At 49.9% G+C, this 12922-nt stretch carries 12 protein-coding genes; 2 read left to right on the forward strand and 10 right to left on the reverse strand.

The annotated features are described in order from the left end of the window. Window positions 1–111: 111 nt before the first annotated feature. The 8 genes from V4U84_RS12985 to V4U84_RS13020 all read right to left on the reverse strand — a co-directional run bounded on the left by V4U84_RS12985 (window position 112) and on the right by V4U84_RS13020 (window position 8316). Window positions 112–1053: an ABC transporter ATP-binding protein gene (locus V4U84_RS12985; RefSeq protein ID WP_334071911.1), complete on the reverse strand. Its 942-nt coding sequence runs from the start codon at window positions 1051–1053 to the stop codon at window positions 112–114. After that, window positions 1050–2045, reverse strand: coding sequence for an ABC transporter ATP-binding protein (locus V4U84_RS12990; RefSeq protein ID WP_334071912.1), 996 nt, complete (start codon window positions 2043–2045; stop codon window positions 1050–1052). The genes V4U84_RS12985 and V4U84_RS12990 overlap by 4 nt, the downstream gene beginning before the upstream one ends. A gap of 11 nt (window positions 2046–2056) precedes the next feature. Further along, a complete protein-coding gene (locus V4U84_RS12995) occupies window positions 2057–2995 on the reverse strand; it encodes an ABC transporter permease (RefSeq protein WP_334072071.1) in 939 nt (312 codons plus the stop codon). Window positions 2996–3021: 26 nt separating this feature from the next. Continuing rightward, the gene (locus tag V4U84_RS13000; RefSeq protein WP_334071913.1) at window positions 3022–3954 is read right to left on the reverse strand and encodes an ABC transporter permease; all 933 of its coding nucleotides are present in this window, start codon (window positions 3952–3954) and stop codon (window positions 3022–3024) included. Between the two features lie 204 nt (window positions 3955–4158). Then, window positions 4159–5865, reverse strand: coding sequence for a peptide ABC transporter substrate-binding protein (locus V4U84_RS13005; protein ID WP_334071914.1), 1707 nt, complete (start codon window positions 5863–5865; stop codon window positions 4159–4161). 221 nt (window positions 5866–6086) lie between these two features. After that, the gene (locus V4U84_RS13010) at window positions 6087–6470 is read right to left on the reverse strand and encodes a DUF3397 domain-containing protein (protein ID WP_334071915.1); all 384 of its coding nucleotides are present in this window, start codon (window positions 6468–6470) and stop codon (window positions 6087–6089) included. Window positions 6471–6543: 73 nt separating this feature from the next. Continuing rightward, the gene (locus tag V4U84_RS13015) at window positions 6544–7545 is read right to left on the reverse strand and encodes a ketopantoate reductase family protein (protein WP_334071916.1); all 1002 of its coding nucleotides are present in this window, start codon (window positions 7543–7545) and stop codon (window positions 6544–6546) included. A gap of 117 nt (window positions 7546–7662) precedes the next feature. Continuing rightward, window positions 7663–8316, reverse strand: a complete 654-nt coding sequence (locus V4U84_RS13020) for an RsfA family transcriptional regulator (protein WP_334071917.1) — start codon at window positions 8314–8316, stop codon at window positions 7663–7665. Between the two features lie 338 nt (window positions 8317–8654). On the opposite strand from V4U84_RS13020, the gene V4U84_RS13025 reads away from it, so the two are divergent. Both V4U84_RS13025 and V4U84_RS13030 read left to right on the forward strand, forming a co-directional pair. Beyond that, window positions 8655–8891, forward strand: a complete 237-nt coding sequence (locus tag V4U84_RS13025; protein WP_334071918.1) for a DUF2626 family protein — start codon at window positions 8655–8657, stop codon at window positions 8889–8891. Between the two features lie 145 nt (window positions 8892–9036). Beyond that, the gene (locus V4U84_RS13030; RefSeq protein WP_334071919.1) at window positions 9037–10113 is read left to right on the forward strand and encodes a coiled-coil domain-containing protein; all 1077 of its coding nucleotides are present in this window, start codon (window positions 9037–9039) and stop codon (window positions 10111–10113) included. Here V4U84_RS13030 and V4U84_RS13035 read toward each other — a convergent pair. Then, window positions 10108–11370: an extracellular solute-binding protein gene (locus tag V4U84_RS13035; RefSeq protein ID WP_334071920.1), complete on the reverse strand. Its 1263-nt coding sequence runs from the start codon at window positions 11368–11370 to the stop codon at window positions 10108–10110. The two genes, V4U84_RS13030 and V4U84_RS13035, sit on opposite strands and share 6 nt — an antisense overlap. Window positions 11371–11533: 163 nt before the next feature. Further along, complete coding sequence (locus V4U84_RS13040) at window positions 11534–12865, reverse strand: PhoH family protein (protein ID WP_334071921.1); 1332 nt, start codon at window positions 12863–12865, stop codon at window positions 11534–11536. Between the last annotated feature and the right edge of the window lie 57 nt (window positions 12866–12922).

Genomic DNA, 12922 nt, shown 5'->3' on the forward strand with positions numbered 1-12922 from the left:
TTTAAACTTCTTAGCTTCTTATAAAATATAGCACAACCCCGGGACAATCGCGAAGCTAAAAAAAGACCCCGCACCGGAACACGGTGCGGGGCTGGGGAACGGGGACCCCAATTATCCTTTTTTCGGCATGGATACCCAGTGGCCTTTCGATACTTCGACCAACTCCGAGTTTTCCAGGTCGAAAGCGCCGCCGCTGGCGGAGCCGTCCTTCGCCGATGAAATCGGTCCGTTGCCGGTATCCTCCAGCAAAATCCGCTTCTTGTTGGCTTCCACTTCCGGATCCGGAATCGGAATGGCCGACAGCAAGGTTTTGGTGTAAGGATGAAGCGGATTGGCGTACAATTCTTCACTTTCCGCCATTTCCACGATCCGGCCCAGATACATAACCGCTACGCGGTCACTGATGTGCTTGACCATCGACAGGTCATGCGCGATGAAGAGATAAGTCAAACCGAGGCGGTCCTGCAGTTCCTTAAGCAGGTTGACCACCTGCGCTTGAATCGATACGTCCAGCGCGGAAATCGGTTCGTCGCAAATAATGAATTTCGGGTTTACCGCTAACGCGCGGGCAATCCCGATCCGTTGCCGCTGACCGCCCGAGAACTCGTGCGGGTAACGCGTAGCGTGATCCGGGTTCAGACCTACCATATCCAGCAGTTCCTCTACCCGTTTCTTCCGCTCGGCGCGGGAACCGGCCATGCCGTGGATGTCCAGCGCCTCCCCGATAATATCCGTGACCGTAAACCGCGGATTCAGCGAGGCGTACGGATCCTGGAAAATCATCTGCATGTCGCGGCGCATCGCTTTCATTTTGCGCGGAGACAGCTTGTTGATATCCGTACCGTTGAAACGAACGCTGCCTGCGGTCGGCTCATATAGACGAAGTATCGTCCGTCCGGCGGTGGACTTGCCGCAGCCCGACTCGCCGACGAGACCCAATGTCTCGCCTTCCGCGATCGAGAAACTGATATCGTTGACGGCTTTAAGCACATTGCCGCTGCCGACGTTAAAATATTTTTTGAGGCCTTCGACTTCGATCAGGTTCTTGCTCATGACGACTGTCCCTCCTTGGCCATCGGGTGAAGATCCCAGCAACGCGCCATATGCGTGTCACTGAACACCGTTGCGCCCGGATCGATGCGTTCGCAGATCTTCATGGCATGTTCGCAGCGAGCTGCGAACGGACAGCCGATCGGCGGCTTGATCAAATCCGGCGGCGTCCCGATGATCGGGATCAACGGCTCGCCCTTCTTCTGGTCAAGGCGCGGCATCGATCTTAGCAATCCTTTGGTGTAAGGGTGCTGAGGGTTTTTGAAAATCTCCCACTTCGTTCCGGTTTCGACGACTTCGCCCGCATACATAACGATGACCCGGTCACACATACCCGCTACAACACCAAGGTCATGGGTGATCAAGATGATCGACGTACCAAGACGCTCCTGCATCTCTTTCATAACGTCCATAATTTGGGCCTGAATCGTTACGTCAAGCGCGGTGGTCGGTTCATCGGCAATAAGCAGAGCAGGCCGGCAAGCCAGCGCGATGGCGATCATCACACGCTGCCTCATCCCCCCGGAAAATTCGTGCGGATATTGATTAAAGCGGGCTTCCGCATTTTTGATGCCTACAAGCTTCAGCATCTCAATAGCCTCTTTTTTCGCTTCGGCCGCTGACATTTTCTGATGTTTGATAAGCACTTCGGTAATTTGTCTACCTACCTTAATCGTAGGATTCAACGAGGTCATCGGGTCCTGAAAAATCATGCCAATATCTTTACCGCGAATGGCTTCCATTTCTTTGTCGCTTTTTTGCAAAAGGTTCTGTCCCTGGAACAGAATTTCACCTTGCTTGATTATGGACGGAGGGGACGGGATCAGTCGCATGACCGTTTGGGCCGTGACGCTTTTGCCACTGCCCGATTCACCGACGATCGCAACCGTTTCCCCCTTGCCTACTTCAAAGTTCATGCCGCGTACGGCTTTCACTTCTCCGCCTTTTACCTGGAAGGAGACATGCAAATCTTTGATTTGTAAAATCGGCTCCATCACTCCACCTCCTATTTCTTCAGTTTTGGATCCAGCGCGTCGCGAAGGCCGTCGCCGAAAATGTTAAACGCCAGCATCGTCAAGCTGATGACAGCCGCCGGGAACAGCATGCGCCATGGGTAGTACAGCCAACCGGTCAAGGCATCGTTGATCATCGAACCGAGCGATGCGATCGGAGCCTGTACGCCCAGACCGAGGAAGCTCAAGAAGGCTTCAGAAAAAATCGCGTTCGGTACGGACAAGGTCACGGTAACGATGATCGGACCTACCGCATTCGGCAGCAAGTGGCGGAACAACAGACGTCCGGAACTGGCGCCCATCGAACGGGATGCAAGAACGAACTCGCGGTTTTTGAGCTGCATAATTTCACCGCGGACGATCCACGACATGTTAATCCAGCCCGTAATCGTCAAGGCCAAGATGATCGTTCCCAAACTAGGTTCCATTACGACCAGCAACAAGATCGTTACCAGCAAATAAGGGATGGAGTACAGAATCTCGGAAAATTTATTCATAATTTCATCGACACGGCCGCCAAAATAACCCATAATGCCGCCGTAAATAACACCGATCATCAAGTCGATACACGCCGCGGCCAAACCTACGATCAGGGAGATCCGGGCCCCCATCCAGGTGCGCACCCACATGTCGCGGCCGAGGTCGTCGGTTCCGAACCAGTGCAGGGCGGACGGTTTTTGGTTTGTATTCATCAGATCGTTGGAATAATAGTTGTATCCGTGCACCCATTTGGAAATCAACGGACCGACAAGAGAGGCAATGACAATCAGCAACAGTACGCCGAGCGCGGTCATGGCCATCTTGTTGGAACGAAGACGATACCAGGCATCACGCCAAGCGGAAATACTTTCCCGTTGGATGACTTCCGCCTGTTTCTCATCCGTCCCGATTTTACGAAAATCTTCCGGCTTCAACTCCACAGGCGTTGGCATCACTTGAATTGGATTGTTATCCACCCTTACCCCTCCTTCCTTTTGCCAAGTTTGATTCTAGGATCAACAAAGATATAAGCAATGTCGGTAAGGAAGCGGGCCAGCATCAAAAGGATTCCGTAGAAGATCGTAATCCCCATGATAACCGGATAGTCACGACCCCCGATTGCTTCAACGAACTGTTTACCGATCCCGCCGATCCCGAAAATCTGTTCGATGACAACCGAGCCGGTGACAATATTCGCGGTCATCGGGCCAATATAGGTGACGACCGGCATAATTCCGTTGCGAATGACATGGCGGAAAAGAATAGCAAACCAGTTCAAACCTTTTGCCTTCGCTGTTTTAATGTAATCCGCATGCAGCACTTCCAGCATGCTCGAACGGGTCAACCGCGCGATAAAGGCGATCGGCTGCGCCGTTAAAGCGGCTACAGGAAGGACATAATACATCGGGCCCTTGAAGCCCATGGTAGGCAGCCAGTGCAGTTTTGACGCGAAAATATACTGTAAAAGCGAGGCCACGACAAAGCTGGGAACCGCGATGCCCAGCACCGCTAACACCATCGCCACATTGTCAATCAGTTTGCGATGATACAGCGCTGCCAGCATTCCAAGCAGTACCCCTACGATAACAGCTACTATAATGGCTACGAGTCCCAATTTAAGAGAAGCGGAAAAGGTTTGCCCGATGATATCGGAAACGTCCTGATTAATCTTCTTCATGGAAATCCCGAAATCCCCTCGAACAACGTCTCCCAAATACTTCAAATACTGCTGATAAACGGGCTTGTCCAGTCCAAATTGTTTATATAGAAGCTCTTGAATTGCAGGCGGCACCTTTTTCTCTGAAGTGAAAGGGTCGCCTGGAATGGCTTTCATCAGAAAGAAGGTGGCGGAGATCAAAATGAACAATGAGACCAACATGTAAAAAAACTTATTGGCAATGTAACGCACCATGCCCGTTAACACCTCCCTATCAAAAATTTCGACATAAACCGATTTTAGGTTAAATCCGGAACTTTGTCTATTCAATATAATTGCCATACCCCTACAAAGCTTGGAAGAAACCCGATGCACACAAAAAAAACGGGATATATATGGAATACCCACATATATATCCCGATGTAGCTATGCAATTCTTTAACGCACTAAACCATCGAATTAGTGTTCAGTCAGGTAGGCGCGAGTGTAGTCAATGGCTCCGCTGAAGTCAACAACTACGCCCTTCAACCATGTTTTTTCAAGGGCAACGTTGGTGTAATAGTACACCGGAAGGATAATCATGTTGTCTTTAACCAGAATCTCTTCAGCCTTTTTGAAGATTTCGTTACGTTTTGCGTTATCTTCCGTAGTTTTAGCCTCTTGAACGAGTTTATCATACTCTTCGCTCTTAAATCCGGTATCATTGTTACCGCTGTTGGAAGTCCACATGTCGATAAATGTCATTGGATCATTGTAGTCCGCGCTCCAGCCGTTGCGGGCGATTTGGTAGTTCTTGTTTTGACGGTTTTCGATGAAGACGCTCCATTCCTGGTTTTCGGTTTTCACGTCAACACCTAGGTTTTTCTTCCACATGTCGGCTGCAGCCAAAGCGAGTTTCTTGTGGGCTTCACTGGAGTTGTAAATCAAAGTGATTTCAGGCAGTGTCGTATAGCCTTCTTCTTTCATACCTTCTTCAAGCAATTTCTTCGCTTCTTCTACATTTTCGGTAAAGAATTCCTTGTCCGGATTTTCATTACGGAATTCATCCTTCACGCCTTTAATGCCTGGAGGCACAAAACCGAAAGCAGGCAACTGTCCGCCCAGCGTGATTTTGTCAACGATAGCTTGGCGTTCAAGCGCCATCGCGAAAGCTTTACGGATTTTCACGTTATCGAACGGTTTAGCCGTTATATTAAATTCATAGAAATAGGTACTGGCGATACCTTTAACTTTGTACTCGTCTTTCAGTTCTTTCTGAACGATTGGAATTTGGTCGGTCGGGATTTCGCCGTTCGGATGGCCCGCACGATCCAACTCGCCATTTCTGTAGCTCGTAAGCTCGGTAGCGCCGCTGTTTACGAGGGACATCGTGATTTTGCTGAGTTTGATTTCGTCTTTACCCCAATAGTTTTCGTTCTTCGTAACTTCGATCGTTTGGCCTTTTGTCCAGGTAGTCAACGTAAACGCACCGTTAACGATCATTTTGTCTTTGTTAACCGCCCATTTCGGATCGTCCTTCACGGATGGATGAACCGGATAGTAGGTATAGAAAGAAGTCAGACCCACGAAGTAAGGAGTCGGCGAAACCAGTTCCACCTCAAGGGTGTAATCGTCAACGGCTTTTACGCCGACTTGACTGAAGTCTTTGATTTTTCCTGAATTATAATCTTCAGCATTTTTCAAGTAGAACAATTGATAAGCATAAGGAGCTGCCGGATTTGTTTTCGGACTTAACACGCGCTCCCAAGCGAAAACAAAATCGCTGGCTTTCACCGGGTCGCCGTTGCTCCACTTCGCATCTTTGCGAAGATGGAAAGTAATTTTATTGCCTTTAGCTTCCCACTTCTCGGCTGCAGCCGGTTGAGGTTCACCGGACTCGTCCATACGAGTCAACCCTTCGTACATCGTTTTCAGAACCGTATTGGCCTGGCTGTCTTTCGCTTGAGCCGGGTCAAATGTAGGAGGCTCCGCACTCAGGTTGATTCTAAGCGTCTGATCCGCGGCCAACTTCTCTTCACCGCTGTTCGCAGCCTTCTCGCCGCCGTTGGAAGATGTGTTGCCACCGTTTGATGCGCCCTGGTTCCCATTCGATCCGCATGCCGCAAGCAGCGTGCCAACCGCAAGAACGAGCGTCAAAAGGAGCAAGAGGCTCTTACTCTTCTTCATCTTGCAGTTCCCCCTTAAAATTGTGGTATATGTTTTAAGATTATACAACCAGCGGTCAAAAAAATCCAACAAAAATTTTCAATAAATTAATCGAAAATTAATATAATCGAGCTTTTTCTTAACAAAATAGTCCAATATACAATATTGACTTTTCATTTCGTTTACAATTAACCTCGGATGTTAATGTTTTATGTAGATTTTTGCATACTCATTAGCTTAGCCTACTGCGCCGTAACATATGTAAAAATACTAATGAGAAATAACAAGACATAGGCCAGGCCCGTTCCCGCAAACGTAAGTCTCCAAACCGCTCTCAATAACCTGCGGACATCGACCTTCCCTTTCATCCGGTTTTGCGCTCCGCCGATGAGTCCGACGGCAATCAGCAGAATCAACAGGATAAGGTAGAACCCGAACTTGGAACCGAAGACGTTATTGAACAAGGCGGAAACCGAAAGGATCAGAAATACCGTGGTGACATCCATCGCCAGCTTGATCGCCGCTTTTTTGTCTTTCTTCATATAATTGGCGATGAAATACACCAGCAGAAAAGGAATGAATGGCATGACCGAAAGAACCCCGACAGACGAGAGTAATATACTCAATAGTTCCACCTCCCCGGCGCGATTGGAATTAAAAAGCTCACTCGCTTGGTTAAATGCTATATTTTTATACGGTTCAGACCGGATGAAGCGCCCTCACCAAGCGCCAGACAGCTTCATGTCCGGGAGCGGGAATCTTTGCCGCATGGGCCATCTCCACCAAACGCCCGTTGATATGATCCACTTCCGTTATCTCTCCCTGAAGCACGTCCTTCAACATAGAAGAGATGTTCCCCGAAGTGGAGCGGCAAACGCTCATGACCATAGCATAAGTATCGGGCTCACAGGGAATACCGTGCGCAAGGTAAATTTGCTCCGTCTCGCGGCATAACTGCTTCAGCAGTTGCCTCCGTTCTTCGCCGATGAGCAACTCTCCGTTAGAAACCCTTAACAACGCCGTTAAAGGATTAATCGCCGCATTGATCAGCAGCTTCTTGTAAATCTCCGTATCGATGTCATTCGACAAAATGGCTTGAAATCCTGCCTGCGTCAGTTTTTTTGCCAAACATTCAGCAGTTTTTACGTTTTCATGGCTCGCCCGAGTCTCATTTTCCCGACGATTCTCGCTTGAAACGGATTTCGCATACGCTTCCGCTGCCTGGGGCAGCCCTAGTTTTGTGACCCCCGCTCCGGAACGGATCACCTTGCTTTTGTCCGCCAGCTTGGCCCCTTCCGTAGTGATGGCCGCATAAACCGGAAATCCCGGGAAAGCTCCGCGCACCTTTTCGATATGTCCGATCCCGTTTTGAAAGCATAAAATCCCGGTGGTTTCGCCAAGCAGCTTCCCCGTATGCCGCAAAAGCGGCCCTTCAATATGACGCTGTTTCGTCATCAAAAAGACCCAGTCCGCCGCCTCCCCAACTTCCCCCTTCACCGCAGCATCGATAGGGTAGGCCGTAAAACTCCCCGGCGCAAGCCGAACCGCGCCGCCCGGGTATTCTATACTAAACCCGCCGGAATTCAAGAACTGGGATTGCTCCGGGGTTCTTGTCCAAAAGCGGACCCGCTCTCCGGCATGAACCAGCATTCCCCCAAACAGCAGCCCGAGCGCCCCGGCGCCTATAATCTCGATTTTCATCAGAAATACATCTCCTTCTTCTGCCCCGCCTCCGGTTTTCACTAATTCTTTTATACCAACCTTTTCTTCTCCCGAAAAGACAAAATCCCGCCGGATCGGCAGGATTTTGTCTTTTTGTTATTCGATGCGCTCCAGATTCCCGTTCGCATCCATTTTAAAACGGGTTTTCGCTTCTTCGTCCTCTTCATTCAGGAAAGCCAACCGGCGCGCCCGGTCCATAATTTGAATTAAAGCTTTGTAGTCATCGTTCACAACCCGGTAATCGGTCTGTACTTCATTCACTTGCGCAGACAACTGCTCGTTCTCTTCTCTTAGTCTGGCAAGCTGCTCCTCTTTCTCGCGCAGCTCCTTCTCCAAATTTTTTACATGCCTGTTCGTATCCTGAATGGAATTCTTCCAACCGCGTAAAAAACGGATGACGGCATCGATCGAGATCGTTTCTTCCGTAGCCCCATCGCTCCGGTAAGTCCCTTCTTCCAACTCGGCCGGGGCCAGTGAAGAAATGGCGGGATTGCCCGCGAGCGTCCCCTGCTTTTTCATATAGTTGCGTTTTTGGCGTTGCGCTTTGGCGATGCCGATCGCGGCTTCATATTTCTTCCGGACACAACTGTTCCACCGGAAACCGCAGGCTGCCGCCGTTCTTCCGATTCGTTCCCCCACTTCCTCAAATGCCGTCAACTGGGTGCTGCCTTCCCGAATATGGCGCAGAGTCACTTCCGCCAAGATCAAATCATCCTCAGCGCTCCACGCGTCTTGTCTAACTGCTGTCATGCTATAAAAACCTCCTAACGACATCCTGATATACCGTCTTCCGGCCGGAATTCCGGCAGGCTTGCTGGTAAAATATTTCTTACTCCATTTCTATGCCTCTCATAGAGTTCATAGAATCTATTTGATACTAAAATGTATTTCCAAAACGGCCCTGGTCCATACCTCACGTCAAAATAAAAGATTTTTTATAAGGGTGTAACTCAAGTCAATAACGAATATCACAAGTCAAGGTCTTAAAAGGTAAATTTAGTGACTTTTCGTTTACACTTATATGACTTGCGGGTATAATGAGGTATAGAATTCAGTAGACGTGTATACATAGGAAAGGGGGATTTCTCTTGGCACGCATGTTCCGCGTCCTCGGCTTCTTCACACTCGCCATCGGACTTATGGCATTTGCCGGTGACCTGATTGAAATGGCTTTGCTTTTTTTCCTGCAAACGGCGTTTTTCGTGTTGTTCGGCTACCTGAAATTCACGGAAAGAACCTATATCCTGTTGTTCTGGGGATATATGATCGTTGCCTTTACCGGCTTCAGCTATTGGACCATTTTCCAAATGGGGCTTCCGTTGTAAGCAATCCCCTTGGCTTTATAACTCAAAGGCGACCCGGCCGCGGCCGGGTCGCCTTTTTTTCATTTGGACAAAACTAATAACCCACTGCTATTCGCCGAACTGGTATCATATATATGATGTAATTCAACGTAGGGAGAGAAAACCATTGAACAGACGAACCACGGCGCTGTACCTTTCGATATTGTTTGCGTCCGTCCTCCTGTTCCCGGTCCAGGTTTCCGCCGTCCCGATGTCCGACGAGGAACTGAAAGTGCTGCAGGAGAGCCTTTCCATCGTGGAGCTCGACCGGGAAATCACGAGAATTGAGGAAGAACAGCGTCAAACGGAGCAATCCATCGGGGAGCTTGAACAGCAACTGTCCAGTAAGAGTGAACAGATCGAAGGCAGCCGGGAACAGGCCGGAAAGAGGCTGGCCGCTTATTATATGGGGGAAAGGGAAAGCTTGCTGTCCGCCTTGTTGTCGGCCAACAGCCTGAAAGATTTTTTGTCGATGCTGGATTATTATCAGCTTATTGCCGAAAGAGATCACTACATCTTGAACAAATACAAGACCGAGTACGACGGTTTGGAAAAGACCAAACGCAAATTGAACCGCTTGTCCGCGGAGCTTGGGTCCATGAAAGAAAGCCTTGTGAAGCAGCGGACCCGGGTAGCCGCCCTGCAACAAAGTGTTGACGGATCGCTGGGCGCAAGCGCGGACCCCGAGAAACTTAAAGCGATGATCGAGGAGTTGACCGTTTACTGGCAAAATGTCGGTCTATATGAAATACGCCGGTACTTTAAAGAACTGTCCGCGGCCATGGCGGAATTTCCGGACTTTTTGCAGGAGCACCAGGAGAGCCTTTCCTCCGAAAAAGAAGGGTATGTACTTACCGTCAAGGAGAAAGATTTGAACGATTTTTTGCATTCCCGTAGTGACTTGTTGAAAAATATGGCCTTTGTGTTCGAAAATGAACGCATTATCGCCGAAGGGCGCAGAGACGGCCTGGAGCTGAAAGTGGAAGGAACATACACGGTTGAGCAGGAACCGCAAAATTCGATTGTCTTCCACGTAAGCCGGATTGTTTTTAACGGACTGGAGCTTCCGGATACGACCCGTACGGAGCTTGAAAATGATTTTGATCTCGGCTTTTATCCCAAAAAAATCGTCCCTTTTGTGGAAGCCACCGAGGCCTCCATCCAAAAAGGGACGCTGATTGTAAAGTTAAAGCTGGATTTATAATCCTAATGAAGACAGTTCATTCAAGTAAGCCTGCATTCCTAAGCCGCCTTTAAGAAAAGCCGCGGTAACAGAGGCATATTTCTCCATCCTTTCGGGAATTTCGGCGCCTGCGGGTACCGGAGTTCCCTTTCCTTTTACAAGGGACGGAGGTAGACCGGCGGGTATACCGCCGTGCTCCGCCTGTACATACAGCTCTTTGCGAACCGGCAAGTTCCCGGTCAGTTCAAACCATTGACGCTGTTGAATCTGGTTCGTCATCGCGGCGATCCACCGCCCCGCGGCTTCCCCGTTGTCCGATCCGGCCGTCACCGCATAGCTCCGTCCCGTGATCCACATTTCCCCGGAAATAGCCTGATCCGGGAAGACGATATGGAGGCCGCCGGAATTACGCCGGCGAGCCTCACTCCATTTGACCAGCCCAAATATCGCTTCCCCGCTGGATAGTTTATTCCAGACATTATCTTGGCCGGAAGCGCCGCTTCCGGAATGGAGCAAATACGGACGCAGCGCATCCAGCAGTTTGACCGCTTCCTCGGTTTCTTTGGACCGCTTGAACACGGAGTTGGCATCGCTTGATCCGGTATGACCCGAAAGCTGCAAGGTCAATGATATCCCCGCATAAGGATCTCCATAGTCAAAGGTTATAAGAGAAGGTGGATGAGTTTGGGTTTTGTATTTTGCCAACAGTTCTTTCCAATCTTCCGTTGTCAAAGGGAGTTTCAAATTTTCCGCCTGCAGCTTGTCGTCCCGGTAAACCCACACATAGGGATCGATGTCCAACGGGACAGCCCATGTATAACCGTTCCACTCGTTCTGCGCCAAGGAAGCGCTTAACACCTCCCCGGTTAAGGTTCCCGGATAATAGTTTTCGGTCGGCAGCAAATATCCGTCGGAGGCCAGTTGGCGTACCCACGCATTGTCAAGCAGCAGCACGTCCGGAGACTCCCCGAGCTCGAGCTTCTGCCGAATCGCCTCCAATTCGCTTCCCATCGTAAGATTGGTTAACTCGACCTTCATTCCGGTTTCGTCCATAACCTTTTGATTCAGTTGCTGAAGTTCGCCAAATTCGGCTCCGCTCGTTTGAACCGCAACCGCAATATGTCCCGGCTCCTTATCCGCCTCCCTGTTTTGGGGGGCGACCGGTTCGGATTCGCCGCGATCTTCCGAACTCGTCAGCGTCGATGTCTCGCTGGGCGACAAATTTATCAAGGCGAGCAACAGGATGGCAAAAAGCACCCAGTGGTTTCTACGCTTCACACCCGTTCTTCCTCTCCGCAAGTTCAAACTTAATCACCTGTATCCCTGGACATGAGCCTATATTCCTCCTTATTGTAGCAAATCTTCCTGGAACTTGTCCTTACAAATCATGACAAAAAGCCGGGACAACGCCCGGCATTAACCCTTATTTTGCTCCTCTTTGTTACAGAAGATCGGCAGCGGCCTGCGCGAGCTTGGAGCGTTCTCCTTTTTCCAGCGTAATATGCCCGCTGATGCCCTGTTCCTTAAAACGTTCCACCAGAAAAGTCAGACCGTTGCTGGCGGAATCCAGATAAGGATGGTCGATTTGTTCGGGATCACCCATCAGGATGATTTTGCTTCCCTCCCCTACCCGGGAGACAATGGTTTTCACCTCGTGTCTCGTCAGATTTTGCGCCTCATCCACGATGATAAACTGGCCGGGAATCGAGCGGCCGCGGATGTAGGTCAGCGCTTCAACTTGGATGCTTCCCAGGCCCATCAGGATTTTTTCGATATCCCCCGATTTCTTGGTGTCAAACAAATATTCCAGATTATCGTAAATCGGCTGCATCCAAGGTCTTAGCTTCTCTTCCTTTTCCCCCGGCAAGTATCCGATATCCTTGCCCATCGGTACGACGGGCCGGGCAATGAGCAGCTTCTTATATTTATGATCATCCTCCACTTTCATCAGACCGGCGGCCAGCGCCAGCAGCGTTTTTCCGGTACCGGCCTTTCCCGTTATCGTAACGAGCGGAATCTCGTCGTTCAGCAGCAACTCCAGAGCCATCCGTTGTTGGGCATTGCGAGCGCTGATTCCCCAAACGGGATCATTGCTCAGAAATAGCGGCTCCAATCGGGAAGCATCCGCATTCACCCGCAGCAGCGCCGATTTCCCCGTCCCCATTTCATCCTTCAAAATAACAAATTCATGCGGATATAACGGATAGGTCAAACCAAGCTGATCTACGGACAAATAACGATACGAGTAAAATTCATCGATTAGCGAGGGATGTACTTGAATGGTCAAATACCCGCTATATAAATCCGAAGGCCCTGCGGTACGGTCGGACAAATAATCCTGTGCCGTAACGCCCAGAACATCCGCCTTGATCCGGACCAGGACGTCTTTGCTGACCAGAACGACCGGGCGGGGCTGGGGTTCTTCCTGCTGTTCCAGATGGTAGTTTAACGCTACTGCCAAAATCCGGTTATCATTCGTAATCTCAACAAACATGTCCTGGACTTTGAGAAAGCTACGGTGATTGAGCTCTACCTTAATCCTGCCGCCGGAGTCCAAGAGCACGCCGTCGTGAAGATGCCCTTTTTCCCTCAAGCCGTCCAATAGCCTTGATACTCTGCGGGCATTGCGGCCGATCTCTTCGGCGTTTCTTTTTTTCGAATCGATCTCTTCGAGCACCACGGCAGGTATGATCACCTCATGTTCGTCAAAAGCAAAAATCGCCCCCGGATCATGCAGCAAAACGTTCGTATCCAGCACAAAGATCTTCTTCACGGATATCCCCTCCACCGGAAATCTTGCAGCTCTGATTCGCATACATACTTTTTCCCG

Source organism: Paenibacillus sanfengchensis, from assembly GCF_036864765.1.
In the GTDB taxonomy this organism is placed as follows: Bacteria; Bacillota; Bacilli; order Paenibacillales; family Paenibacillaceae; genus Fontibacillus; species Fontibacillus sanfengchensis.

Excerpts from the sequence above, each read along its gene's own strand:
- V4U84_RS12985 (WP_334071911.1), bottom strand. The coding sequence starts at position 1,053 with ATGAGCAAGAACCTGATCGAAGTCGAAGGCCTCAAAAAATATTTTAAC.
- V4U84_RS12990 (WP_334071912.1), bottom strand. The coding sequence starts at position 2,045 with ATGGAGCCGATTTTACAAATCAAAGATTTGCATGTCTCCTTCCAGGTA.
- V4U84_RS12995 (WP_334072071.1), bottom strand. The coding sequence starts at position 2,995 with ATGCCAACGCCTGTGGAGTTGAAGCCGGAAGATTTTCGTAAAATCGGG.
- V4U84_RS13000 (WP_334071913.1), bottom strand. The coding sequence starts at position 3,954 with ATGGTGCGTTACATTGCCAATAAGTTTTTTTACATGTTGGTCTCATTG.
- V4U84_RS13005 (WP_334071914.1), bottom strand. The coding sequence starts at position 5,865 with ATGAAGAAGAGTAAGAGCCTCTTGCTCCTTTTGACGCTCGTTCTTGCG.
- V4U84_RS13015 (WP_334071916.1), bottom strand. The coding sequence starts at position 7,545 with ATGAAAATCGAGATTATAGGCGCCGGGGCGCTCGGGCTGCTGTTTGGG.
- V4U84_RS13020 (WP_334071917.1), bottom strand. The coding sequence starts at position 8,316 with ATGACAGCAGTTAGACAAGACGCGTGGAGCGCTGAGGATGATTTGATC.